We start from the raw sequence: 26,261 nt of genomic DNA, 5'->3' as shown, positions 1-26,261 counted from the left end.
CTTGAGAGAATTTTAGAGAATCTAGCAAGCTGTCGCACCCACCTGATCCGAATCAGAGCTAGAGGTGCAAACTAATTTGTCAGCTACCATGTTTGGAATTATCTAATGCTCCTTTATTTTATTGAGATATTCTCGATATTTTGAAGACAAGCCATATCTAATCGAGCCAGGCCCTTGTCCCGGATCGGTCATTTTAAGAAAACCTAGCAGGCGTAGTGTTTCTAGACGATAATAAGTTCCCTCATCACCCTTAGGCTTATTCAACGGTGTAGAAATATCTTCCTCAGCCGTATCTTTCTGGTCAGCATCCCTTTCCGCAATGACTTGCAAAACATATTTCTGACCCGAAAATAGCTGAGCTAGTTTGACTCGAAATTCACGCTCCAATTCACTGACTTCTTGTACGCGTACCCTCTCTGCCAAAGTACCTTCGCCAGGAGGCAGGTTAGAACAGGTCTGCTCATAGGGAATATCAGGCCCCATAAACCATTGCCATTCCTTCTGGGTCAAGTTACGCTGCACCTTCTCACAGACCATATCGGCAAGTTGATCTGTGTCGATGATCCAATGGCGAACAGTATTGTCGTAGCTTCCTGAAATCAGTGTCTTACTGTCGGGATAGAACGCAACTGAAGTGACACTTTGTTCATGCCCTCTCAAAACAATGGGATCTTCATCTAAGTGGCGGAGGTTCCACATCCTGATGGTTTTGTCATAACTACCAGAGACCAGTCTTTTACCATCTGGGCTAAAAACCACTGAGCTCACCCAAAAATTATGTTCTTCAAGCTCTTTTAGGAGTGTAGGATGTACCTCGGTTTGGCTCAGATCCCATAATCTAATCGTTCGATCATCACTCCCTGAAGCGAGTGTCTGGCTATTTGGACTAAACGCTATTGACCAAACCCGAGCACTATGACCCTTTAGCACTATAGGAGCAACATTGGGTTGTTCATATAGTGAATCCCAGGACAGCCCATCCGTTTTACGTAGATCTAATAGTTTAATAGTTTTATCATAGCTAGCCGAAGCCAGCATTTGTCCATCCTGACTAAATGCGACTGATGTCACACTTTCTGATGCATGGGTCTCCATCTCTTCATGCTTCCACAAAATTGTGTCAATGGTTTGACCAGTAGCATCAGAATTTAACAGATCCCATAGTCGTACGGTGCCATCTTTTGACCAACTACCAGAGGCTAACCATCGACCGTCTGAACTAAACGCAACAGAACTGACCACGTCAAGATGGCCTCTAAGAATTTCAGGTTGTTGTACAGGGTTTTGAAAATCTCTCCAGAGTTTTATGGTTTGATCTTTACTACCTGATGCCAGCATTTGACTGGTTTGATCAAAAGCAACTACAAAGACCTTGTCATCATGTTCTCCAATGACTCTAGGTTGCACGTTTGGGTTACTCAGATCGTATAGTCTCACTGTCTTATCCCAACTACCTGAAGCTAACCAATGGCCATCTGAACTGACGGCGACTGATACAATATTATCTGTATGTTTTCCTATAATCCGAGAAATTTCCTTAGATGGATATAAATGCCAGAGTCTAATGGTTTTGTCCCAGCTACTAGAGGCTAATAGTTGATTGTCAGGACTAAAGGCCACTGCACTAACACCATAACTGTGACCTTTAAGTCTTTCTTTTAAGCGGCTAACTTTTTGATTGACAGCCGCCAGTTCCCATAAGCATATGGTCTGATCTTCACTACCTGAGGCTAACCACTGTCCATCTTGACTAAAAGCCACCGAATGCACACTGTCTTTATGAGCAAGTAATGTTTCGAGTTCTTCTACCTGTTTAAGATCCCTTAGATCCCAAAGAACAATATTCTTGTCCTCTCCTCCTGAAGCTAACCATTGTCCATCTGGGCTAAAAGCTACTGAACGCACTACATCAGCATGACGTATTAGGACTTTAAGGCATGTATTGTCACGAATATCCCAAAGATTGACTAGTTTATCTTTGCTACCGGAAGCAAGCAAATAGCCACTCTGTCTATCTGGACTAAACGCAACAGCTTTAACAGCCGCTTGATGGCCCCTGAGAACGGCTACAGGTTCATCTTCTGATTGATTGTCTAAATTCCAGAGTTTGATTTTGCCGTCATCACTACCGGACGCTAATATTGTTCCATCCCAGTTAAAGGCTACTGACGTAATATTTTGATCATGGTGACCCAAAATTCGAGATGACAAATTAGATTGGTCTATATTTGACCATAAATGGATCGTACAATCAGCACCACTAGCCGCTAAAATCTTACCATCTGGACTAAACGCGAGCGTGTGAACATCGTGTTGCTGATTTTGCAAAATCTGAGGTGGATGAACGGTCGGTGAACGATGAAGATCCCACAGCCGAATAATACCGTTATAATCAGCTGAAGCTAGCATTTGAGGATTTTTGGGATTAAAGGCAAGGGCAGCAAAGCCAAACACACCTTTCTCATGGCTTCGCAGAATGTTACTGAAATATGAAATGGAGAGTATTTCTCGTAACGCTTCATCAATTTGATAAAGAACTTTGTTGCGCTCTCGCTTATAAAAGCAATAAGCTTGGCGAACCAATAAAGCAGCTTTCTCATCCTGCATAGATTTGATCTGACGTATCGACTGAGCTGGCAGACCTTCTTTAATCGCAAGGTTACGGCGATATTTTTCTTCATCTAGTAAGTATTGCTTGCGCCAGTCTAAAATTGGCTGAGCTAGAACATCATGAAAAATTTCATAACGCTCAGAATATGCATCAGATGATTTGCTAGTAGTTCGAAGAAGGCGTTGTTTTCCACTTGTTAGTTTCTCTAGTAATCTTCTTAGCCGAGTTTCAGGCCATTCTGTAATTCCGATTAAATCCTTTAAAGGATAAGCAATCTTACTTCCAGAAGGCGTTACCAGGTATTGAAAAATCCTTGCTATAACCACCAACGACGCTTCACCTTCCTCTTTCCGTAACAGGTCCATCTGTCGGCTGAGATGGTCACTGACAATTTTTTCAGCTCCCCCCATATCAAACAATGTTTGTAGTCTTAAAGAATTTGAACGCTTATTTTCTATTTCCTTCTTCCAAAGGTATTCCATTACCAGTTGCAAATAAGGAGCTTCAATCTGCTTCTCCAACTCCACTCTAGATTCCTTAGAAATACCACGACCATCACTACCGCCAAAGAACTGACTAACTTGATCAACGACAACCTTGACTAAGCTATCTTCAAGGGTAACTGTTGTTTTATCAGGTGATTGACGATTATAGACTTCAATCGGTTTGGAAATCGCATCATAGGCTGACTTGGCATCGAGATGGTCAATACGCAAGTAATTACTGAATATATTTGGGATACTTACCTTAAATCGATCTAGCTTTGCTAAAGCATCTTCACGGATAGAAATTAGAAAATTAACGGAGAGATCAGGACGATTAATGGCCCGAGGAAACTCCTCAGCAAATGTGCCCTTTCCTTTTTCATTAGGGTGATATAAAAAATACTCTTCAAACTGATCGAGAATGATAAATAACTCACCGCCACCCTCGTTTTCGTTGAGACGTTCTGCCCAACTCTCTAGCATTTGATTAAATCTTAATGATGGTGATAATGCTTCAAAGGTTTTTCCATTGAGCAGACTTTTAATTTCTTTTTCTATATGCTGAGTTAACGCTTCTAATGGGTTATCTTGCCAGGCATTAAATACAACTACGGCAAATTCAGGTGCACCAAACTCTACCAAATTCTTTCTTGCATCTTGTTGGAGATGATAAGCAACACCTGCCCGTAGCAGAGAACTCTTGCCTACACCACTAGCACCGTAGAGCAACGTTAGTCTGGTCGCCATCAAATTATCAGCGACAACTTCCCACTCACTCGCACGACCAAAGAAGAAGGGGGCATCGGTTTCAGAGTAATGGGCTAATCCTTTATAGGGAAGGGAAGATAGATCTGTGTTAGATATGCGGTTGCTGGCTCCACTCATAAATCCTGTCTCCTTTTAGCAGGGATATTCTTTACCCTCCGGTCTAGCTCAGCAATGTAGTCTTTTAGAGGCCAATCATGTACAACGATGTTGTAACTCTGCCAAAGCTTCTGAGCTAAGGGTCTTGGGCTTGCCTGGACCGCCCACCAGGCATCTCTTTTTTTTAGCCCCAAATTTTGCCAAATCCGGTGTAAGATAATCCGCTGATTCCAGTTACCCAAGAGATACCCTAAAAATAATACGTTCGTTCTTTTAGTACGTAGTTTTCCAAGTATTTTAGCGGGTAGTAAACTAGAGAGATCTCTAGAAACCAGATATTCGATATAATGCTCTTCAGTAATGACTAAACTCTCCCCTTCACTAATTTGATCTGCAGTGCCATAAAGTTTGAGTATTACGGGTCTTTCATCAAATGAGAGACCTTTATATTTATTGGGCTCTTGAATTTCTTGAGGGGGACCATCGGGTGGCTGATGTACAAATTTATCTCGCTCTTGGGCATCAATAGTGTTGGAATAAAATACTAAATCAAACGGCTCATTAGCATCTTCAAATGCTTGTTCTAATGCCCGGTCATAGTTGGTGGTCACGATGAGTGGATAGGGGGGATAATATCCCTTATCTCGCATGATAGCTGGCAGCCTGGCAAAGAACCGATGTAATTGGTTTGGCTGGCAACCGAGTTCAAGGCATTGCAGTCGGTCATACAGCTCACCTTCTTTCGTCAAATATGCATATTGAGATAAATATTGGAGCAGTCCTCCGCCCACATGCAAACGTCCTTTACCTTCACTGTCGGGATAGATTAAAATTGCATGCTCATGAATGACCTCATTAATCAGAGGATATTCTGTCGGTAATTCATCAGCATTGATCTCTGAGTCTTGATGAGCCAGCAGACGAATAACTTTTTCTGGCTGTGGCGGAAAGGTTTTGGCCAGATAGGCAGCGAGTTCTTTACCTGATGGTGGGTAGGGGCATTGAGGTCTCCAGGGTTCAAATTCGCCATCGCCTTGAATGGAGCGATCGCACAAATTAATATCCGATCCTAGAAAAGGAACTACTCGACCAGCAGTAATCGCTTTTATAAGAGACTCGTAGTGAGCTTCCGAGCTTTCTGAGCCAGAATTTTCAGTTATGTTAGAGGGAGCTAAAAGCGACTTCCTCCCCTGATGAAGGACAGGCGTTAAATGTTCTGGCACCCCTACTAGCTGAATAGCAGTACAGCCTGACTTGTAAGCAAATTCAACTGAACGATCGGCACCTAAAGCGCCATAGAAACCGACAGCAAATTCGATGGCAGCTGTATCACTAATAGCTTGCTCCATGCCAATCACATAGAGGACATGTTTAGCAATTTCCTCAGCCTGTATCTCTGAGTAGCAACCATTGAGAACAACACACTCCAACTTTTCAGAGAATAGATTACATAAGGCAGCTAACGCTTCACCACTGACTAGCTTTGCCTGTCCGACTGTATCCTCAAAAATAAGTCCCTGGTCTTCTACGCCATATCCACAAAAATGAACAATTTGCGGCTCGACGTCTAACATTGCTTGCTGAATGTCTCGTGGACGTACGGCCCATCGCTGAAAAAGTTCAAACTGGTTATGATGTTTAGATCGCCGCAGACCCTCATCAATCTCCCGCACTTCTTCTTCCAGTCTGGTAGGCGAAGTACCAGTGGGATTTGCCGCCAAGATAAGAACTTTTCTAGACATCTAAACATCTCCTATAACTATTTTTTCAAGCGCACACTTGTCAGCGACCTGAAGAAAATATCAAAGATCTGCTTGTGCTAGGTTTTAGGCTTTAAACTTATCTAAACTGCACTTAGAGAGACCAAAACATCATCCTAAAAGCACTAAAGCTAACTCTTAGGGGTTTCCATTAAGAGTTAGCTTTATATCAGAAAAAATGAAAAAGCTTAGTAGATCGATTGTTCGCTACTAAAACTATATATCGACCGACGGGGCCTTATCATCTTCCTCAAAAATACTTAACTCAAGCCATCCCTAAAACTTTAAAGCTGGCATGATTCCTTTTTCATGGTGATCCTTGGGGGGTATAAAAATCTCTATCCAACCCAGAAATAATGGGCAGGGATAGACGAAACACTGACTTGTTGCAGCGTCTGGTCTAAATTGAAACCAGGATTTAAACCATAAAACATCTTTTGAGCCGCCGCCCAGGGAGTCCGGTTAGGTAAAATCGGTGTTGTTCACGATTTGGGTTTAAGCCCATCGGTGCCCTTGGCTTTGAGACCCCCTATCCAATCCCAGAGCAAAATGTCGATGCCTGGATGGTGAGATCGCTACAGCCAAATATAATTACATTTGATTCCCATGACTAAAGTTATGAAGCTTATACTCGCAAAATACCTTATCGGCTGATATCAGGTGTTACTCAGATAAAACTGCGGCCATGCCCCCCATGGAAAGTCCCTTGATTTGCGCCCAGTCTTCACACTCGCGATCAACTGTCAGAGAGACCTTATTGCAACGCTGGATATTTTGCACTTTCTGGCATGCGTGCCCAGTCATGAAATAGAGCTTGAAACCATCATTAGCGTAAGCAAAAGCCATGACGAACCTATGAGGATAGTTGTTCTTAATACTTCAAATCTCTGACTGCTTCACAAGTTCTTCAAGTTCTTTTTCTAGCCTTAAGCGGGAGGCTCGGTCTGATCAGAGATTACATGGCTTTTAAAGACACTCGCCTTTAAAGACACTCACTTTTCAAAAAATTGCTATTTTTGGAGCCAATCTGGGTGCTTTCTCAAGGGGTGTTCAGTTAACCACTGAAGACTTTGAAATGCTAGTGATAGCTGAGAAAATGTAAATTTGGAGAAATCCCATGAAAGCGATCGTATATACCAAGTATGGCCCGCCAGATGTTCTACAGTTAAAAGAGGTCCAAAAACCGGCTCCCAAAGACGACGAAGTCCTGGTTAAAATCCATGCGGCAGCCGCAAATCCATTGGATTGGCATTTTATGAGAGCCTCACCATTTATTATTCGTTTCATCTCTGGGTTGCTAAAACCAAACCCCAAAAATAGGATGCTCGGAGCAGATATTGCCGGGCTAGTTGAAGCAGTTGGCCCAAACGTTAAGCAGTTTAAGATGGGTGATCAGGTGTACGGAGAGATCTCTAGGGGAGGTTTTGCTGAGTATGGGTGTGTTACTGAAGATAAATTAGTGCTAAAACCGGCCAAACTATCGTTTGAGCAAGTAGCTGCCGTCCCGGTTGCAGGCCTTACCGCTTTGCAGTGTTTGCGCGATCAAGGGCAGATCCAGTCAGGGCAAAAGGTTTTGATCAATGGTGCATCGGGTGGTGTGGGCACGTTTGCCATACAGATTGCCAAGTTTTTTGGAGCAGTTGTGACTGGTGTATGTAGCACACAGAATCTGGACACGGTACGAGCGCTTAGAGCAAACCAGGTCATTGACTACACCCGTGAAGATTTCACCCAAACCGGGCAGCTATATGATCTGATTTTAGATAATGTCGGCAATCGTTCGATTTCAGATATTAAGCGTATAGTGAGCCCTAATGGCACCTATCTCTTAAATGCCTATGCTCCAACTTTGATGTTGCAATTGATGCTGCAACCAGGGAAATCAAAGACTGGAGGGCAGACAATGCGCAACACGGATATTACCAAAGCAAACCAGAGTGACCTGGAGTTTTTGACAGAACTGCTTGCAGCCGACAAGATTGTACCTGTTATCGATAGAGTTTACCCTTTGAGCGAAGTTGCAGACGCCATCAGATATTTAGAAACAGGGCATGTCCGAGGAAAAGTTGTCATAACTTTGTAAGCTTGGAGCCGTTTGCATGAAAGCGATTGTATACACTCAACAGGGATCACTGAATGTGCTCCGGCTAAAGGATGCAGAGAGGCCCACGCCCAGATAGAAGACTCTATAACTTAGACCAAAACCCGAGATCTTTGGATAACAACAGATCGGAGGTATACCTCATATCCAAAGGGTCTCAGAATCATTATGGTCTCTTTAGTAGAGAGTTCTATTCTTGTCATCACAAAAGAGAATTGTCAGAACAACTCTATGAATATTGAGTATATGTGGGGAAATGATTCAGTTAGATAGCTCTGAGTAATATAAACACTACTCAAATTCTGACCCACGTGGAGAACCGTAATTATAGAAGCCGGATAACCGAAGTATCTGTATAGCCATTAGAAATAGACATTTGTACGGGTTTCCACCCTCTATCTTCCAAAGGACGGCTAATTAGAATAGCTAATGTAAGTGTTTACTAAACGTAATAAATTGAGGCCGCTACGATGCCTTTGATGACCTTTGCAACTTTTCTGCTATTCCTTTGGTCGATTGGAATTGCGCTGGATCAATTTTCCAAACAAGAATCCGCCGAAAAAGCCTTATAAAGGCTCAATGTGAGGAAAAGTGCTCATAAACACGTTCATATCAGAAAAGATTTACCTCAATCCAAAATGTTTGGATGAGTAGCTTGAACAATATTTAGATAGATTTGGAGTCTTGCCATGCAACATTTCCACGTAACCCAAACGCTTAGGATGAACGTGCCCAACGAAGCAACTTCGATTGAGCACTATCTGTGCCAGCCTCAGCGTCTGGTTCAAGCGATTACTGATTCTAGCCGAATTCAACAGTTAGCCCCATCTCACTTTCGCTTGCGGCTTCGCCCCTTGCAATTCATGATGTTACGGTTTGAGCCTATTGCTGACTTGCAAGTCTGGACAAATCCTGATGGGACACTTCAGTTGCGATCGCTAAATTGTGAGATTCGAGGTGCAGAACGCCTGAATCAGTCTTTCCATCTAGAATTATCTGGCAAACTGCAACCTCAGCGTCAGAAAACAATCACCGAGCTAATCGGAAAAGCAGACTTAATGGTGCAAGTAGAAATACCGCCTACTCTCAAACTGTTTCCTGAGCAAGTTTTGCAGACAACTGGCAAGGCATTTCTCAATGGCATCTTGTTGACCATCAAGTCTCGGTTAGAACGTCAACTTGTTCAAGATTATCGTCGCTGGGTCAGAGCCAATCAGGATAGTCAAATATCTCCTCTAGCTACTTCAGTAGGCAGTCTTGCTAGCTAAGTCATACAGCGTTGGCATACTTGGTGGCATGGCAGGTATGACGTTACCAAGTCGGGGCGATCGCGTCATCAACTGGCTCCATCGGAATGACATTGTTGACACAATTGAATTTACTCAGTTCGAGGACTCAAGACCAGAACCAAACAATTGCAATGTAAATTTACATTGCGTTACAATAATTCACAAAGAATTCCAGATTCTAGGAACCCACCCCATGACTATTGCTGCTGACAAGCCAGTTTACTCTAATATCTTTGCCGCTGTGCCCGATGCGGTGGCCTCCATCCAAAGACTACCTGTTGACGACCAACTAGGTCTCTTATGGGTTCTATATGAAAACATGGGAGGCTTAGTAACGCCTGCAGCTTCCGGTGCAACAGATCGGATCAAGCTAGCCGGAAATTTAATCTATCAAGTGGCTAATCTATCCCATGAAGAGCAGCTACAGTTTATGCGCGATTTGGTGGTAGGAACTAACAACGCCATAACTCGCGATTACGGATGCCTGACTAGCAACAACAAATTGGCATTTTGGTATCAGTTGGCCGAGTGGATGCGCTCCGGAGATGTCATTCCGGTACCACAGGACTATCAGCTCTCTGCACCAGCAATGGCAGTCCTGAATAAGCTCATAGCCCTGGGCTTTAACCAACAGATTGCAGTCCTACGCCTAATCGTTGGCAAGATGGGCATTAATCCCTTAACAGCTTAACCGTCTGCTTAAGCGATTACTTATTTCCCAACAAGCAAGTCAATGCTCACTAGCAACATCAGATCATGCAAATTCATTGGCCGCAATTCCTTTTGAAAATTCTGTTCTGGTTAAGTGCAGAAATAGCATTGACTTGCTTAGGCTTGGACGATTTGGCTGACTACAGCGAGTTTCTCCTCCAAGATCGTAATAATTGCTCATCACCCGCAACATCTGTTGAGCTTGTCACTTCAATTTGACAGCTCACATCCTGCCAAACACTCCAACTTAATAATGCAGTCTTCTCTCACAACAGGTCGAGTTCCGCTTCAGCTCCTCAAGCTATCACTTCCCATGGTTTGGGGTGTCTTGGCAGTATTAGCGTTTAGTCTGGCTGACACGTACTTTATTGCTCAATTGGGTACAAATGAACTAGCAGCTATCAGTTTTACCTTTCCAGTCGTGTCTATTTTGGCGAGCGTAGCCATGGGCTTAGGCACAGGGGCGGCCTCTGTCATTGCTAGAGAAATCGGTAAAGGGAATCGGCAAACGGTACAGCGCCTGACTACGGATAGTTTACTGCTATCTTTCCTTATTGTTGGGATTCTTGCTGCTCTTGGCTTGATGACAATTACGCCTTTATTTACAGCTTTGGGAGCTGGCTCTGTCCTCCTGCCAATGATTCGCGACTACATGGGTATTTGGTATTTAGGCATGGTTTTCCTGGTTGTTCCCCTGGTCGGTAATAGTGCCATTCGTGCTTCCGGTAACACAATGGTTCCTAGCCTGATTATGACGTTTGCTGCAGCTGCTAACATTGTGGCCGACCCACTGCTCATATTTGGTTGGGGTCCGTTTCCAGCCTTAGGTATTCAAGGGGCTGCCTTGGCAACAGTGCTTTCACGTGCGGGTACTCTCGTCGCCTCTCTTGCCTTCCTTCACTTCCGAGAGCGCTTATTGCTATTTACCTTGCCAAGTTTGGCAACATTAGCAAAAAGTTGGTATCGCCTTTTATTTATTGGTGTGCCTGCAGCCGCAACCAATCTAATTTCCCCCTTGTCTGTCGGAGTTATCACAGGTTTGATTGCTCGTTATGGAGCTGAAGCCGTGGCTGGTTTTGGGCTAGCATCACGGATAGAAGCCGTGGCGCTAATTGTACCTTTGGCAATTTCAGCCAGTATTGGTCCTTTTGTTGGGCAAAATTGGGGTGCTCAGAGATATGACAGGGTGAAGCAAGCGCTCCAACTCAGCTTCTATTTCTGCCTGGGCTGGGGAGTTATCATCAGTATCTTACTGGCAATGTCGTCATCTCAAGTCATTGCTTGGTTTGATGGTAACCCTGACGTTATCTCCAGTGCTAATATTTATTTGACACTTGTGCCTATTAGCTATGGTGCCCTAGGAATTGTTTTGACGGCTAGTTCGGCATCTAACGCTTTGGGAAAACCAGCTCCAGCTATGGGAATGTCGTTATCTCGGTTGTTGCTTTTTTATATTCCCTTAGCTTATTTGGGTAGTCAGTTATTTGGCATCGCCGGTATTTTTGGTGCGGCCTGTCTGTCTAATGGAATAGTGGGTCTAGGAGCTTGGCTGTGGCAATCTCGCTGGATTAGTCCTCTCCCTAGAGCAACATCAGAAAAAATTTCAACTTTGCCAGAGGTTGTTGTTCGGTAGCAAGAATTGTCTAAGGACCTAAAAGGCTGGAAAAGTCAATGTAATTACTGTGGTTTTATGAGAGACTCCCTGATTACTTGGATAAAGTCGTGCTTAGTGGCGACTGCTATAATGTCTGAGAAATATGTATAGGAGAATAGATTGAGCACTACTCAGTCTGAGTAAAATGCAGGTTCCTTGCTTTGACACAACACTAAAGAAACCCCTTTGATGAAACTTTCTGGTCTAAACCCCAATACTGTTAACCGAGTCATCGAAATGGCCTGGGAGGACCGCACTCCCTTTGAAGCTATTGAGCTGCAATATGGCCTTAAGGAAAAACAGGTCATTACGCTGATGCGGCGAGAAATGAAGCATTCCAGTTTCAAGATGTGGCGAAAACGGGTTACTGGGCGCAAAACTAAACATTTGAAGCGGCGGAGCTTTAACAGTGGACGCTTCCGTTCACAAAATCAAAAGGGTTCATAAATAACATTACTAACTGGGAAAACCAGCTCCAGCTATGGGAATGTTGTTATCTTAGTTGTTGCTTCTTTATATTTCCTAATTTTCCAAGTCAGTACTTTAGGAAAGTTACGAATCAGAATCTGGTCTCTCTTTGTCAATCTTGACGTTTGATCGACGGCGGCGACAGCGATCTGAGCAATATTTTACGTCTTCCCAACAGGCGGCCCATTTTTTGCGCCAACTGAAGGGGCGATTGCAAACAGGGCAAACTTTAGTGGGAAGATTCGATTTAGAGCGCTGACGTGCCATATGTTCCAGGGAGTGTGTTAGCTAGTGAATGCAGAATTGTAACGTCGCTCATTTGACTTTATGGACTTAAAGAAGTCAACAACTGGGCGCGGGTAATCTATACCTAATTGACATTGATACCTTTTCTGCTCCTCCATAGTGAGTTTTTCTGGCTGATGAACTTTATCTCCAGGAATTTGCATAAGCTCTGGCAGCCAATGTCTGATGTAGTCGCCAGTGGGATCGTACATACTGGATTGCTTGAGCATATTGAAGTATCGGAAGCCTCTCGCATCATTGCCAACACCTGCAGCGTAGTTCCAATTTCCCCAATTGCTACAGACATCGTAGTCAATTAATTGAGATTCGAACCATTCTGCTCCCATCTGCCAGTTAATGCCCAAATTTTTTGTGAGGAAGCTGGCAACGTTTTGTCTGCCTCGATTAGACATAAACCCGGTAGCTGCTAGTTCTCGCATGTTTGCATCAACTAGTGGAAAGCCTGTCTTGCCCGCTTGCCAAAGTTGGAATCTTGGCCAGTCTTCTTGCCAAGCGATCATTAATCGTTGCAATCCAGTGCGGTAAAAAATGCGATCGCCATGTTTTGCACAGATAAAACGGAAAAAATCTCGCCATAATAGTTCAAATATCAACCAATAGGTGGAGTCGTTACGAACGCGTTCACTTTCATAGGCTTGGACTTGTTCATAGATCCAACGAGGTGAAAGGCAGCCTAAGGCCAGCCATGGCGAAAGTTTGGAAGAGTAATCAGCTCCCAACATACCATTTCGAGTTTGCTTATAGTCCTTGAGACAATCCTTAGCCCAGAAGTAATCATGTAATCTTGATTGTCCTGCGTTCTCTCCACCCTTAAACATGAGAACAGCTCGATCATCAAGTAGTGGAGCACTTAGCCCTAACGTCTCTAGTGAAGGGAGCTGCCCCACGTCAACTTCAGCTAGTTTTGGTAGCTGGACAGGTGTAGGAAACACGTTCCTAACCACCACAGCTTTCTCAACTTGCTTACGGAATTTAGAGAACAGTTCTGGCAGTTGATCAATCCCAAAAGGTAGATCGTCAGGATAGTATAACGTTGCCCCCCAGAATGTTCTCAATGGAATTCCCAGCGTAAGCAGTGCATCTTGGAGAGCTTTTTCAACAGCAACTTCCTCAGCAGTCACTTCATGATGGCAAAAAACTGCTTTGATGTTGAACTGCCGGGCAAGTTGTGGAATCACGTCCTCGGGTAAGCCATATCGAACAATTAAGTTACTGCCCAACTGTTTTAGCGAATGGCGCAAGTCGGCTACGCTTTCAAGCAAAAACTGTCCTCGAAAAGCTCCCGTTTTTGGGAAACCAAAAGAAGTCGTGGAAAAATGGCGTGGATCAAAGCAATAGACTGGAATAACCTGAGTGTCTTCTTGAAGTGCGCGAAACATTGGCTCATGGTCATACAGGCGTAAATCATTGCGGTACCAAACTAAATTGATCATTCGTAAGTACAATATCTGAACTTCAAAAAAACTTACTTAACCCTGTGTTCAATCACATGGGTGGCACTCACCCATTCACCTTTTTCGTTGTAATTACGAATCAAGCGTTGACGTTCATTGTCCGTCACGAGCCAACCTAACTCAACAAAAAACGACTGCCGGAGTTTGAGGTGCAGAGGGGTATTACTAGATGTGCCATCAGGGAGTAATAAAATCTTTCGTGGGGTAGGACTCTCTTCAAATTGCAGGATATTACCTGTTATTTGAGCAGTTGATGTAATGGCTTGATTGCCAAACGATAGGGTTTGTTGCAAACGTCCACCATTGATTTCCTGCACGTCCAAGTGAGTTGTATAGGTCGCAGATGGCTGCCAATCAGAGTAAACCGTCAAAGCGGTCCCTTGCCACTGCCCCACCAACTGTTCAAGGGTCAGGGGAGAGCGTTCAGCAGCATTTGTGCCTGTGCGAAATTCTCGAATCAGGGTAAGACTGCTCAACTCTCCTTGACGATCGTAGAGTTGAACAAAACGCAATCGACGGTTTTGAGTCACAAAACCGTATTCTGCTCCAAATTCACTAAAGGGTGCCAGTTGCAGTGACCCTTTAGAAAAGGCTCCCGTTTCGAAGAAAACCACTTGTTTTCCTAGGGAGCGATACTCCTGTGAGTAGTCTGAAACGGGAGGTTCACCGTAGCCACCAGAACCAAATCGACGTACCCTGAACTTTACTAACTGATTATCTTCGACCCCTTCCAGGTTAAGAATCGAAGGAGTCGAGTCTAAGATCTCTCCCTCCAGTGAAACTGAGGTAAACGAACCTTGCCATTCCCCTAAATTTTTTAAGAAATTTTCCCAGTTGGTCTCCATCATGAATCTGAATGGCCTCTAAAAGCCAGCGAAACTTCTGTTTAGCTACAGAAATGCTTTGCTATCTCTACAAAATCACCTAAAAACAAGCAATATGTTCAGACGTTTGTGGACAAATCACTTCCCTTAAGACCTATCTAGATACGTCTCTCTCCATAGCTTGTGTATAAACTGCTAGAGCATTCGCAAAATGAACGTCACAGTAGTTATTTTTTTAGACTTTTGTAAACATTGTAAGGGTTTAGTAGGATGTAAAACAATATCTACTTCCCTCTTGGGGCGTAGGCTCAAAGCAGTTTTGTGATCCGAGTCTTTGGAGATTCTATGGTTGTAGGAGTTTGGGTATTAGGCGATCAACTTTGGGCTGGGCAGTCAGCGCTACTCCGCTGTGCTGATCGTAAAGCACAGACACCTGTTATTGCGATCGCATCCTCCGAGTTTGCTCGTTCTCGCCCGTATCATCGACAGAAGTTGATCCTAGTCTGGTCTGCCATGCGTCACTTTATGACCGAGCTGGAGCAGGCGGGGTGGCCTGTAACCTACGAAATAGCTGACAACTTTGAAATGTCCTTGAGGCAGTGGGGAAAGGCCAATCAGGTGACCGAACTGTTGATCATGACTCCGAATGACCGTCCCTTTGCCAGCCAAATCCAAGCTTTAGACTTACCCTTCAAACTGACATTTGTTCCAAATAATCATTTCCTCTGGACGGAAGCGGAATTTAAAGCGTGGGCAACGGGTCGAAAAACCTTACTAATGGAAACGTTCTACCGAGAAGGGCGACGACGTTTCCAGGTTCTCATGGCGGGCAAGACTCCAGTTGGGGGACAGTGGAATTATGACAAAGCCAACCGCAAACCACCCAAAGGGGATCTCAATCCGCCAGAACCTCTTTGGTTCGAACCAGATGCAGTGACTAAGACCGTCATTGAGCATGTCAGGAGCCAAAATTTCTCCTCCTATGGAGATTTGGAACCATTTCGATGGGCAGTCACTCGTCAGCAAGCCTTACAGGTATTGGAGAACTTTATTGAGCAGCGCTTAGCAACCTTTGGCCCCTATCAAGATGCCATGGTGACAGGGCAGGATACCCTGTGGCACGCTTTACTATCTCCCTATTTAAACCTGGGCTTGATTCAACCGATGGAGGTGATTCAGGCAGTAGAGCAAGCTCACTACGAACGTGCGCTGCCTCTCAACAGTGTGGAAGGACTTATTCGCCAAATTCTTGGATGGCGAGAGTATATGCATGGGCTGTATGGCTATGTAGCCGATGACGTTATCGAGTACTCCAATCGTAATTGGTTTAACCACACTCGACCACTACCAGAGTTTTTCTGGACTGGTGAAACCGAGATGAATTGTCTGCATCAAACTCTCTCCCAAGTGCAGCGCACCGGCTATGCCCACCATATCCAAAGGCTTATGATATTGAGCAATTTTGCCCTGATTACAGGGCTGTCTCCTCAAGCTGTAGAAAGCTGGTTTCACGCTGCGTTTATTGATGCCTATGATTGGGTCATGCAAACCAATGTCCTAGGGATGGGATTATTTGCTGATGGCGGACTCTTGGCCTCTAAACCCTATGCGGCCTCGGCCAATTATATTAATCGGATGAGTAATTACTGCAAATCATGCCGGTACAATGCCAAGGCCCGTATCGGTGAAGATGCCTGTCCGTTCAACTTTTTCTATTGGGATTTTCTGGATCGACATCGAGATAAACTCCAATCCCAAGGCCGTATGAGCTTTATCTTGAAGAACTTAGACAAGATGACTGCAGAGGATTTAGCTCAAATTCACCAACAGGCAACAGATTGGCATAAGTCTTACATCGATGAGTAGTTCTACTCTAACTAGAACATTAGCCAGGAGAGGGTTCCGCCTGCTGCAACCCCAAAGAGTACTATCTCCTTTACTGGCAAAAACGACATAGCTGACCTTTGATGCTGCGATCGGTGCTGCAAGGCAACATAAAAATTTGGCATCCCCAGCAGGAAGAACATAATCGCCAGAGCACTGCTGGCCTGAGGCACCTGCTGTTGCTCCAATCTGAACGGTTGTGTTGTCATGGTTATCTGCTAAAAATATCGACGGTTTGGCTCTATAAAAAAATCCAAATATAAAACCAATGGGTTAGCCAATACCCCAAGCTTCTTTAAGGATCTGACTGAAAGATGCATTCTGAAAAAGCATTAATTCTTTCAATTTCACCAGTAATATCTGAGCATCTTCATGGGAGAGCCGCTCAACTTGCTGTTCAAAGGCCTTCAGTTCAAATTGTTGCTCTAAGGAAAGTTGTTCACGGACGTTCATAGCAACCTCAACAGTGATCGTTGACCTTTACAATCGACAACTTAACACTACGTTACAAACCTTGCAAGCGTAAACACTTTATGATAGGCAATTATGCCTATGTATCCATCGTCAGTCGTTTAGTGTTGGGTTAAGGAGCTGGATAGAAGCTGCAGCCGTTATATCAGAGTCGTCTAGTGACACCAGTGGTGCAGTCATTTTAGGTTTGCAAAATCGTATTAACAAGCATATTTACTTATGGTGTATTCATTAAGTCCATCCTAAAAGGTCAATTTAATTAGAATATAAATTAACACTCTCTTTATATTGCGTTACATTGTAGATACCGCTCCTAATTACAGCATCTTTAGCTGTTTAACGTTATGCCCACACCTTCATTTCTCTTTTCAATTCCAGGGCCTCTCAAGGCTCAGTCCACTGTCTTTGACCTCAAAGATCGTCTTGATTGGGGCGAACCTGCTCTGACTATCATTGATGTCAGAAGTAGAGATGCTTTCAACTCAAGTCACATTACCGGGGCAATTCTAATGCCCATGGATGAATTGGTGGTAAATGCCTCTGCATCTCTTGAGTATGAACGTGACATCTACATCTATGGAAGTTCTGATGTGCAGACTGCTAAAGCGGCTTCTAAACTCCGTGAAGTTGGGTTCCACAATGTTTCTGAGCTTACCGGTGGCTTAGCAGCATGGAAAGCAGCTAGAGGTGCAATCGAAGGTGCTCTGGTAGCTGCCTAGCACTTGACCTCTTTCAGCCAAGTTCTCCTATTTTCTAAAAAACAAGCTCCTCACCATAGCCACATGGTTTGGTGGGAGCTTATTTCTTCGCGGATTGCTTTCATGAAACAGGCTTTACAAAGTAGCTCAATTGCTCTGAGTCAAAGTTATATTCATCTGTTTGACCCATGTTCTTTGACTTACTGTTGCACATATCCCGCAGTTTGTTGATAACAACAGGAACTCAAGTAAACATTCGTCACGCAGAAAGAATTCCGTCCACGAGAGCGATGCTAGTGATTAGCAACCACCGTAGTTTTCTAGACTTAACGCTAGTGATGAACGTTGCAGACAGCTTGGGAATAGAGCTCAAGTTGGTCAACGTTTTTTTGAGGAGTATACACGGCGCTCGACTGAACTGTTAGTCACAAACAACGTTACACAGCTCTCTAAGTGATAACCATGTTAACAACACCTTTTTCGGTTCTTCCTACAGAACTTTCTGTAGGGTAATTTGAACTCGTCTAAAACTTCTTTTCTTTCTGTATTGCTGCAATGGCAGCGTCAGCACTCCTTTCTCTTCAATGCAAGAGTGCAAGTAGCTGAGAAATGCCGGCCTGCTTTATTGGTCTCGGCCTTGGTTGTAAGCATTGCAACCAATCATTATTTCCGAATCTTCAATGCTTGGTATGGCGCATATGCCCTGCAAAGTCGAATAAGTAAAAGTCTAAAATCGTCGGAGTCACTCCAATGGATAAAAACGAGAAAAACTATTTAGTTGCTGTACTACCAGAACGGATACAAGCTGAGAAGGCATATTTAGCTCTACAGAAAGCCAACTTGCCTATAGAACAACTGGACATCTTAGGAAGGGGCTACAAAACTGCAGACGAGTTTGGCTCGATAAATCCCAATGATGAGGCGAAAAAGCAGATTGATTTGCTTGCAAACTGGATCATCCTGTTTGGATTCGCAGCAGGTTATTTCTTCAACTTGCTAACTGGTATTGAAATCATTAGCTGGTTTGGCAATGTGGGCAATCACATTTTAGGTGGACTCTTTGGTGCAGCAGCAGGGGCTTTTGGTGCTTTTGCTACAGGTACTTTGTCTGGTTGGACCGTCAGCAGCAAGGATGCGATCGCTTATCGAAACCGATTAAATTCGGGTAAGTATCTCATTATTGTCCAGGGAACATCTGCTTTCATTCAAGAGGCAACCCAGTTACTCCGCAAGTACGGTCCTGAAAACTTGCAAGGGTATGTTGAGACCAGTCGAGTGTAATTCCTTTGATTGCTCAAAAAGAGTACAAAAAATCTAAGAATGGGATCATGATCGCATGGTCCCTGATATTCTCATCACTTCCCTCCAAATATTGCATCTGCCCAAGTATCAGCTTTGGGAGCAGTTTCTGAAAGTATAACCTTAGCCACATCTGGGAAATACTGTTGCATACAACTATCGCAAACGCCATGGGTAAACTCGACATCTGAATAGTGTTCGATAAACTTCGCAACAGTTAACCAAGAGCCCTGGTCATTGCGAATACCTTTACAGTAGGAACAAATTGAAATACGCCCTTCTATCAGCTCGATTCAGCAGGGGTATCCAGAACTTGATACTGTCTAATTAAAACACTGTCAGCCCCTTCTTATATTTTGACTTAGCATTTCCAGGGTGTAGTAAAGACAGGTGAAACCGCCGTGAGCCTCTCAATCAGCATCATTGATGTATTCCATGTTTCACTCCAGGGGCTCAGCTTGCTATACTGTCTAACTATAAATATGAACTTTTATAAAGCACTTTTTCAAATGGATAGTGTTTTGATAGCTTAACCTTTCTCATTAGAGCGGCAAAGTTGTTACATCTACCGCTGATTCATTGCTCTCAGATACTTTGGCGGGTTCAAGATTATTTCACCAGTGTGTATGTAGTCTTGCGTATGGATAACAAGTTATTTTGCATTATTTCTGTGGCCACAGCAGATTTTTAGATGGCTAGCACTTTGATTTGAGGTTTATCGGGTATGAATTTATTAATGCGCGTGGAAAAGTGGTGCCTTTGGGGCCACGTTCTCTCGATGGTATTTGGTTTAGCAGGGTTACTTTGGGTAATGCCTCATCCAGAGATTTTGGAATATTTACCAGCGGGTTCCACTCTTTACAGCTGGAGTTTAGCAGGTGGTGGAGTGGCCTATATCCTAATGGGAGTAGTCACTACCTCTCTTTATTGTTATCGGACTATTGGGCTTAAGGCACTGCTCGCTTTTTTGATACCCGCTATTAGTGTGTCTTTGTCTTGTGAATTATTGGGTACCAGTACTGGTTTGCCATTTGGCGACTACAGCTACCTCAATGGTTTGGGCTATAAGATTGCTGGGTTAGTTCCGTTTACTATTCCTCTGTCTTGGTTTTATTTAGGCATTTCCTGCTATTTACTGGCGCGAGGTGGCCTCCTGACGAAAGGCCAATCTAGTCTGTGGCAACTACCAGCCTTAACGACAGGGGCGTTATTGCTCATGTCTTGGGATTTCGTGTTGGACCCAGCCATGAGCCAAACAGCGATGCCATTTTGGTATTGGCATACGCCAGGAGAGTTTTTCGGTATGCCATATCAGAATTTTGCCGGTTGGTTTTTCACTGGGTTGATCTTCATGTCTATCGCGGCCACTTTCTGGCGAGAAAATGGGCATGTTAATGGGTTGACTCGTTCCGAGCTATCTATACCCTTGATTATCTACATGGCCAACTTTAGCTTTGCCATGTTGATGAGCTTAGCAGGCGGCATTTATACTCCTGTGTTTCTAGGACTGATTTTGGGTTTGTTACCAGCCTTCATGTGTTGGTTGACTGCCCCCATCGATAGCGACTTAGTTATGGTGCAAATACGGTTACGACCAACCGTTGAAATGCATACGGCTGGGGTATCTGAATCGTGATAAATGTGGCTACTTTGATGCAGGAGGTAGATGGGCTCAGTGCTATCTCACTTATCCTGCTGGCGGTTCAGCTACCAGCCGTGATGGTATTGTTATCACGGCTGTTCAAAGGCCCTACCCGTCGTCGTCCACTCCAACCTCGGTCAGCAGCACCAGACCAATCAGGTGCTGTGAGTGTAGTGGTACCAACGCTTAACGAAGCTAAACGGATTACTCCCTGTCTACAGGGCCTAAGGCATCAAACTGATGAAGTGCGTGAAATTTTGGTGGTGGACAGTCACTCAACAGATGGAACTCGTGATTTAGTTAAAGCTGCCCAGGCAGAGGACTCCCGATTTTGTTTATTGACCGATGATCCCTTACCCCCCAATTGGGTAGGACGTCCGTGGGCTCTCCACTATGGCTATACCCACAGCTCTCCCCATAGCAAATGGGTATTAGGTATTGATGCTGATACCCAACCCCAACCTGGTTTGGTAGCAGCATTGATATCAGCAGCTGAGAAGGAAGGTTATGATCTAGTCTCTCTATCTCCTCGATTTATTCTGAAAACCCCTGGTGAGATATGGTTACAGCCTTCACTGTTGATGACTTTGGTGTACCGCTTTGGTCCTACAGGTGCTAATAATAATTGTTCAGAACGAGTCATGGCCAATGGCCAATGCTTTCTTTGTCGGCGAGAACTGCTAGATCAGCTGGGAGGTTACACCATTGCAAGAACATCTTTTTGTGATGACGTTACCCTTGCCCGATACGCTGCTCACGTTGGGGCAAAAGTAGGCTTTTGGGATGGAGCTTTGTTATTAAAAGTTCGCATGTATGAGGGGATGGAGGAAACCTGGAAAGAATGGGGACGCTCTCTTGATCTCAAGGATGCATCTTCGCAAAGTCAGGTTTGGAGCGATTTGTGGTTTTTGACCAGTGTGCAGGCGTTGCCATGGCTAAGCCTACCTATCCTACTGTTAGGCGCTACTAATCCCAGCCTATCGCTAAGGCTAACTATCGGATTAAATGGCGGTCTGATTGCAATTCGATTTGCCTTACAGTTTGCAATTTCGGTTTCCTACGATTTGACTCAGGCCCAAGGAAAGTGGTTATTTTGGCTATCGCCTTTGGCCGATCCACTGGCAGTTTTACGCATTATGTTATCCTCACTTCGCACACCTAAAAGCTGGCGTGGACGGAAGTATGATCTAAATAACGTGCCGTTAGCTTAATTGAATTTCAGTTTTTTACTATAACACCACTGGTGGTTCTGTTTTCAAAGTGAGTAGAGGACCATCGCTCGTGCATGTGTCAAACATTACATCAGCATATTAGATCCCGAAGAGCCGTTTGGTGGGAGCTTGTTTCTTTATAAATTATCTTCTGGGCAACAATTCTTATTTTGAAGGAAAAACAATCACCTTCCAGCTAACGGTGCAAATAACCTGTGCAAATGGAGCGCAGCGAAATTGGCATCCGCGTTCATTAGCTTGTTATGTACTCTCCACTTTCCTCGCAACCACTGCCATATCAACAGAATTTGTGGAAAAAGCCGAGCCTGCGACATCAGAGTAAAACTCTACGACCTCAAATCCATTCTCTTCAAACTCTTCACGTAATGAATCCTGGCTGAAATATTGCAGCCAGTTATAGACAACACGGATTCTCCTCTCTTCAACTATAGTGTATTTATCAAGTGTTACTTTTTCCTGGTCATATTTGAATGTGTTCAGGAATCCATAATAATTTTCAGAAGACCAAAAATGATCGAGTTGGTTATATTCGTATGTTACAACCTCATCCCTATTATTGAACGCATTTAATGAATGAACGTCCAATAGGACTGATCCACCAAGCTTTAGAAAATTGTGAAACTTGGCAAGTATCGTTTTTCTCTGCGATGGGCTTAACGCACAATAGTCACAAAAAATCATCGTAATGAGATCAAATCGTTTCTCAGTCTCAAACTCCAAGTAGTTTTGTTGACAGTATGTAATATTCAATCCTCTTTGGTCAGCGATCTTTCTTGAATATCGAATAGACCTTTCGGAAAAGTCGATCCCGGTAACATCAGCATTATTTTCAGCAAACAGAGTGGTATACAACCCTGGCCCACACCCAAAATCAGCAATACTTGTATTTGAATGGATGTCAAAATGAGACACTATCCACTTTGCAGATCGGGCTATAAAATCTTTATTTCGGGATGAAAGGTCAACAGCCTCGTTCAAATGATATTCAAGCATTTTCTTTGATGTATACTCATCAGTCCATAAATCTTCTGCCGTATAGAACTGAAAAGGCATAGGGCGCGAGTTTATTTCTTCTAATTTATTAAACATAGATGTCTTCTTTATTATTTTCCACATAACAATTGATTAGGGAGAAACTTTCTGCCTAATTCTCCGATTTAGTAGATTAGGTAGAAATACTTCAGTCTAATACCCCTGATAAGAAGATTAGGTAGACACCTGTCAGCCTAACATACCGATTTGGGGATTATTAGGTAGACACTTTCCACCTAACCACCCAAGGCTTTATACAGTGGTATAGCTGCATAAAACTACAGCTATACCACCTCACCCCTACCACTCCATCAACCTCGGATCAAAATCACGACTATCCACCGCCGCCACCGGACCACCCACATCATCCACATCCTGCATCCATGTCTTGCATTCCACGCCTCAAACCGAGTCGCCTGGCTCAGCACAATAGGGTACGGCAATGATCGAAAATACTTCAGCTTGCCCGTCGCATTCCGCAATTTAGGCAACGGGTCTGCCCCTTGGCTGGCAATTTGCGGTCTTGGCCAGCGCATCGGCTCTTAACCCAAAATTGAATTATCTGAATTCTAAACAGATCAGATCACCACTTGCAGTGTCATCAACCACAACATCCTAGAGACCTGCCCCACTGACCAGTCACAAAAGATTACAACATTAACCTTTATGTCAGAGAAGAGACATTGAACCCCTCAAGGAATATGCTAAATACATGAGCTGAAAAGCTTATAACCACAACAAAGGAGGTCAACAATCGATATTTCTATATCATCGTTTGACAGACTACAAATAGCACCCAAACAGGTCACTGATATTTCTTCTTACTTGCGCTAGAGAGTATTGTTTTTAGTGAAGATAGTCCTTCTTAGAACAACTCTAGAAAGCCTCGTTTAATGCAGAAGAGTTCCTCAGGTAGATCGTTCTGGGTGCTGTTGTGCTTTAAAGCGTCCCTAGAACCATTGCCCAACGCTACACCTCACTGGGCCATAGCATCAGAGAAGCGCTGCTCAGACTATCGAAACCATGGAAACTGATGCTGAACTGTCCTTCATGGGTCGCACCTTCACAATGAGAGCCCCCAGGGCCATGCCTGCTTAGCCTGCTGCTCGCAGCCTCACATATCACGGCGTTCGAGGTCACCACGGCTGCCAGAATCTCTCCCATTTGCTCATTGACACCCAAATGGAGTTTGAGCCAAGTGCGACGTTTACTGACGCCATGGAGACGGGTTTTCCATTCCCCGTCTCCATAGACTTTAATGCCCGTAATGTCTACCACCACATGACGTCCTCCAGTCGTGGGTTGCGTTGGTAACTCAATCGCTACGATCTTTTGACGACGCGACAGGGTTGTATGCACCGGTAAGGTCACCAATACTCCCATCAGCTCAAAGTAAGAACAGATTATTGTTATTCTCCAATTAGTCCATTTTGTTCTAAAAATTCACGGGCTACTTCATCAGATTCTCGCCCATTACCGGCCACCTGCCAATTGAGGGTTCGCATTGTATCAGCGTCTAGTAAGGCAGAGAGCTGATTGAGGATATCTGCAATTTCGGGATATTCATTGAGAATTTCTTGTCTTACAATAGGAGCCGCCGGATAAGGAGGCCAGAAGTTTTTGTCGTCTTCTAAGGCCAGTAAATCATAGGCGACAATTTGTCCATCTGTGCCAAATCCAGCAGTTACATCAATTTCTCCTTCTTCAATGCCGGAATAAAGTAACCCTGGATCAAGGGCAACAACATCTCTAAAATTGAACCCACCGTAGGTATTTTTCAACCCAGGTAGTCCGTCCTCTCGGGCAGTAAATTCCTGGATGGTGCCAAGTGTCAAATCATTGGCTTTACTCGACAGGTCACTCACAGTTTGAATACCCAATTCACTCGCCCGTGGCTTGGGCATAAGGAAGACATAGGTATTATTAAAGCTTGTTGGGTCAAGGACAGCTAGATTGAATTGTTCGGCATAGGTGTCTTTAACTGTATTGTAGACTTCATCTGCTCCCATGCTTGAGTCAAACCCCATACTGAGGTGAACTAGTAGAGCGGTACCTGTATATTCTGGATAGATATCAAGATCTCCGCTGACAATAGCCTGATGGTTTTCACTGGTTCCTCCTATAGATCGGTAGTCTGCATTAAATCCTGACTCATCTAACAGGATTTCGTAGAGATTGCCGAGAATGTATTGTTCGGTAAATTCTTTTGAACCTATGCGAATTTTTGGTGCGTCTGGATTACTACTATTACAAGCGGTCACACCTCCGATGGAGAGGCCTAATAAAATACCTAAAAAGATACGTCGTCTAAACATCAGTACTCTCCTGGCAAGCTACAAGATAAACAATTAATCAAAAACATAGCGAAAATACAAAGGTCAACAAACATCAGGATTTATGGCGATGAAGCCATCCCTCGGAGGTGTTTAGTTCTGGCCTGATAATTGCGATAGTTAAGGATACATTCAAATCCAGTGATCACCGCAATGCTCAACGTCGCTAAGAGAAACATTCCCAATCCGATTTGAAGTTGTTCAATAGTGGTTAAGATCCCAATCAACAGCCATATCAACCCAGCAAGTGCTGTTCCGGCAAGGATAAACGAGGTCAGAAAAGAATGATCCTGCGGCTTTCGTCGAGGAAACAATGTTGCAGTTAAACTCAAAAGCAAAACGGGTAGACCAATGGCTCGATACTCAGGGTGGAGACCCGTTAGCACAATAGGATTGCCAGAAACATCAATAGATAATTCCCAGGGTAGCAAAACTCCAAAGATCAGTGGCATCACAACAACAGCTAATAAAACACTCGTAAATCCAGTGGGGGTTTTGGCTATATCCCTTAAGCCCTGAGGTGTGGCCCAAGTCTCTAGGCGACCAAAGGCCTCCTCAAAGTAGAAGGCTAACAAGGTCGCAGGCAATGCCCCTGCTAACATAATGTGATCTTTATTCAGGGCATGTCCCCGCAAAATCAAATCTCCTAAACCGCCACCGCCAATAAATGCTGCCAGGGTAGCACTCGCTACGACCACCACAGCTGCGGTTCTCACACCTGCCATAATGATGGGCAACGCAATCGGCAGTTCAAGTTTTAGTAAAACGTGGAGATCTCTCATCCCCATGCCATAGGCCGCTTCTTTGGTATCTGGGTTAACTTGTTCAATGCCAACGGTTGTGTTGAGCAACACAGGTAAGGTACCAATAAATCCCAATGCAACTAAGGTGGGTGGCGTACCAATTCCCAACAATGGTAAGGCAAGCGCCAAAATTGCCAAACTTGGGATGGTACGACCAATTTTACTGATGGTGAGCAAAGGGTCTCGTAACCATCTCACCCGTGAACTCAAGATGCCTAACACCAGGCCTAGGACAATCGAAATGGCCAGCGCAATGAATGTAATCTGCAAATGCTGACTCAACGCAATTGTAAACTCTTGAGACTGACTGACAATGTAATCGAACATTTCCCTCAACATG

General features: G+C 44.1%; 21 protein-coding genes and 2 pseudogenes. 11 read left to right on the top strand and 12 right to left on the bottom strand.

The window, feature by feature from the left end; genetic code table 11:
* Positions 1-102: 102 nt before the first annotated feature.
* From SPB21_RS33675 to SPB21_RS33665, 3 genes are all read right to left on the bottom strand, one after another.
* On the bottom strand, positions 103-3,981 hold the full coding sequence (locus tag SPB21_RS33675) for an nSTAND1 domain-containing NTPase (RefSeq protein ID WP_499869423.1): 3,879 nt from the start codon (positions 3,979-3,981) through the stop codon (positions 103-105).
* Positions 3,978-5,702, bottom strand: coding sequence for an SIR2 family protein (locus SPB21_RS33670; RefSeq protein ID WP_499869421.1), 1,725 nt, complete (start codon positions 5,700-5,702; stop codon positions 3,978-3,980). The genes SPB21_RS33675 and SPB21_RS33670 overlap by 4 nt, the downstream gene beginning before the upstream one ends.
* Before the next feature lie 681 nt (positions 5,703-6,383).
* Positions 6,384-6,566, bottom strand: coding sequence for a pyridoxamine 5'-phosphate oxidase family protein (locus SPB21_RS33665; RefSeq protein ID WP_163697603.1), 183 nt, complete (start codon positions 6,564-6,566; stop codon positions 6,384-6,386).
* Positions 6,567-6,702: 136 nt separating this feature from the next.
* Here SPB21_RS33665 and SPB21_RS33660 point away from each other — a divergent pair.
* From SPB21_RS33660 to SPB21_RS33635, 6 genes and pseudogenes are all read left to right on the top strand, one after another.
* Positions 6,703-6,822 (top strand): annotated as a pseudogene (locus SPB21_RS33660) (class I SAM-dependent methyltransferase); the annotation flags it as partial.
* 15 nt (positions 6,823-6,837) lie between these two features.
* Positions 6,838-7,803 carry an NAD(P)-dependent alcohol dehydrogenase gene (locus SPB21_RS33655; protein WP_499869419.1) on the top strand — a complete coding sequence of 322 codons (966 nt, stop codon included), beginning with the start codon at positions 6,838-6,840 and terminating at the stop codon, positions 7,801-7,803.
* A 707-nt stretch (positions 7,804-8,510) separates the two neighbouring features.
* Positions 8,511-9,089 carry a DUF1997 domain-containing protein gene (locus SPB21_RS33650; protein ID WP_163697607.1) on the top strand — a complete coding sequence of 193 codons (579 nt, stop codon included), beginning with the start codon at positions 8,511-8,513 and terminating at the stop codon, positions 9,087-9,089.
* Between the two features lie 214 nt (positions 9,090-9,303).
* The gene (locus SPB21_RS33645; RefSeq protein WP_163697608.1) at positions 9,304-9,801 is read left to right on the top strand and encodes an orange carotenoid protein N-terminal domain-containing protein; all 498 of its coding nucleotides are present in this window, start codon (positions 9,304-9,306) and stop codon (positions 9,799-9,801) included.
* A 273-nt stretch (positions 9,802-10,074) separates the two neighbouring features.
* Positions 10,075-11,454, top strand: coding sequence for an MATE family efflux transporter (locus tag SPB21_RS33640; RefSeq protein ID WP_499869417.1), 1,380 nt, complete (start codon positions 10,075-10,077; stop codon positions 11,452-11,454).
* Positions 11,455-11,664: 210 nt separating this feature from the next.
* On the top strand, positions 11,665-11,922 hold the full coding sequence (locus SPB21_RS33635) for a TIGR03643 family protein (protein ID WP_163669233.1): 258 nt from the start codon (positions 11,665-11,667) through the stop codon (positions 11,920-11,922).
* Between the two features lie 105 nt (positions 11,923-12,027).
* On the opposite strand, the gene SPB21_RS33630 is transcribed toward SPB21_RS33635, so the two are convergent.
* The 3 genes from SPB21_RS33630 to SPB21_RS33620 are packed head-to-tail and all read right to left on the bottom strand — an operon-like array spanning position 12,028 to position 14,551.
* Positions 12,028-12,210: a DUF2256 domain-containing protein gene (locus tag SPB21_RS33630; RefSeq protein WP_499061424.1), complete on the bottom strand. Its 183-nt coding sequence runs from the start codon at positions 12,208-12,210 to the stop codon at positions 12,028-12,030.
* 17 nt (positions 12,211-12,227) lie between these two features.
* Positions 12,228-13,682, bottom strand: coding sequence for a DASH family cryptochrome (locus SPB21_RS33625; protein WP_499869415.1), 1,455 nt, complete (start codon positions 13,680-13,682; stop codon positions 12,228-12,230).
* A 32-nt stretch (positions 13,683-13,714) separates the two neighbouring features.
* Positions 13,715-14,551 carry a DUF3598 family protein gene (locus SPB21_RS33620; protein ID WP_499869414.1) on the bottom strand — a complete coding sequence of 279 codons (837 nt, stop codon included), beginning with the start codon at positions 14,549-14,551 and terminating at the stop codon, positions 13,715-13,717.
* Positions 14,552-14,872: 321 nt separating this feature from the next.
* On the opposite strand from SPB21_RS33620, the gene SPB21_RS33615 reads away from it, so the two are divergent.
* On the top strand, positions 14,873-16,393 hold the full coding sequence (locus tag SPB21_RS33615) for a cryptochrome/photolyase family protein (protein ID WP_499061422.1): 1,521 nt from the start codon (positions 14,873-14,875) through the stop codon (positions 16,391-16,393).
* A gap of 11 nt (positions 16,394-16,404) precedes the next feature.
* Here SPB21_RS33615 and SPB21_RS33610 read toward each other — a convergent pair whose 3' ends face one another.
* Positions 16,405-16,620 (bottom strand): hypothetical protein, encoded by a 216-nt coding sequence (locus SPB21_RS33610; protein ID WP_163669223.1) that lies wholly within the window; start codon positions 16,618-16,620, stop codon positions 16,405-16,407.
* A gap of 64 nt (positions 16,621-16,684) precedes the next feature.
* A complete protein-coding gene (locus tag SPB21_RS33605; RefSeq protein ID WP_163669221.1) occupies positions 16,685-16,864 on the bottom strand; it encodes an NblA/ycf18 family protein in 180 nt (59 codons plus the stop codon).
* A gap of 362 nt (positions 16,865-17,226) precedes the next feature.
* On the opposite strand from SPB21_RS33605, the gene SPB21_RS33600 reads away from it, so the two are divergent.
* The 4 genes from SPB21_RS33600 (at position 17,227) to cruG (ending at position 21,732) form a co-directional block, all read left to right on the top strand.
* On the top strand, positions 17,227-17,601 hold the full coding sequence (locus SPB21_RS33600) for a rhodanese-like domain-containing protein (RefSeq protein WP_163703054.1): 375 nt from the start codon (positions 17,227-17,229) through the stop codon (positions 17,599-17,601).
* Positions 17,602-18,330: 729 nt separating this feature from the next.
* The gene (locus SPB21_RS33595; protein ID WP_499869411.1) at positions 18,331-18,861 is read left to right on the top strand and encodes a hypothetical protein; all 531 of its coding nucleotides are present in this window, start codon (positions 18,331-18,333) and stop codon (positions 18,859-18,861) included.
* A 742-nt stretch (positions 18,862-19,603) separates the two neighbouring features.
* A complete protein-coding gene (gene cruF, locus SPB21_RS33590) occupies positions 19,604-20,515 on the top strand; it encodes a gamma-carotene 1'-hydroxylase CruF (RefSeq protein ID WP_499061420.1) in 912 nt (303 codons plus the stop codon).
* Between the two features lie 17 nt (positions 20,516-20,532).
* Positions 20,533-21,732 carry a 2'-O-glycosyltransferase CruG gene (cruG, locus tag SPB21_RS33585; protein WP_499869410.1) on the top strand — a complete coding sequence of 400 codons (1,200 nt, stop codon included), beginning with the start codon at positions 20,533-20,535 and terminating at the stop codon, positions 21,730-21,732.
* Positions 21,733-21,993: 261 nt separating this feature from the next.
* Here cruG and SPB21_RS33580 read toward each other — a convergent pair whose 3' ends face one another.
* The 4 genes and pseudogenes from SPB21_RS33580 to SPB21_RS33565 form a co-directional block, all read right to left on the bottom strand.
* Positions 21,994-22,842, bottom strand: a complete 849-nt coding sequence (locus tag SPB21_RS33580) for a class I SAM-dependent methyltransferase (RefSeq protein WP_499869408.1) — start codon at positions 22,840-22,842, stop codon at positions 21,994-21,996.
* Between the two features lie 1,065 nt (positions 22,843-23,907).
* Positions 23,908-24,183, bottom strand: a pseudogene (locus SPB21_RS33575) (transposase); the annotation flags it as partial.
* Between the two features lie 11 nt (positions 24,184-24,194).
* Positions 24,195-25,100 (bottom strand): glycine betaine ABC transporter substrate-binding protein, encoded by a 906-nt coding sequence (locus SPB21_RS33570; protein ID WP_163669209.1) that lies wholly within the window; start codon positions 25,098-25,100, stop codon positions 24,195-24,197.
* A gap of 80 nt (positions 25,101-25,180) precedes the next feature.
* Positions 25,181-26,248: an ABC transporter permease gene (locus tag SPB21_RS33565; protein WP_499869407.1), complete on the bottom strand. Its 1,068-nt coding sequence runs from the start codon at positions 26,246-26,248 to the stop codon at positions 25,181-25,183.
* Positions 26,249-26,261 lie beyond the last annotated feature (13 nt).

This window comes from Leptothoe sp. ISB3NOV94-8A (genome assembly GCF_043421595.1).
GTDB classification, from domain to species: Bacteria; Cyanobacteriota; Cyanobacteriia; order Phormidesmidales; family Phormidesmidaceae; genus Leptothoe; species Leptothoe turfae.
Note: the sequence above shows the minus strand (reverse complement) of the source record. Positions and strands in the feature narration are given on the sequence as shown.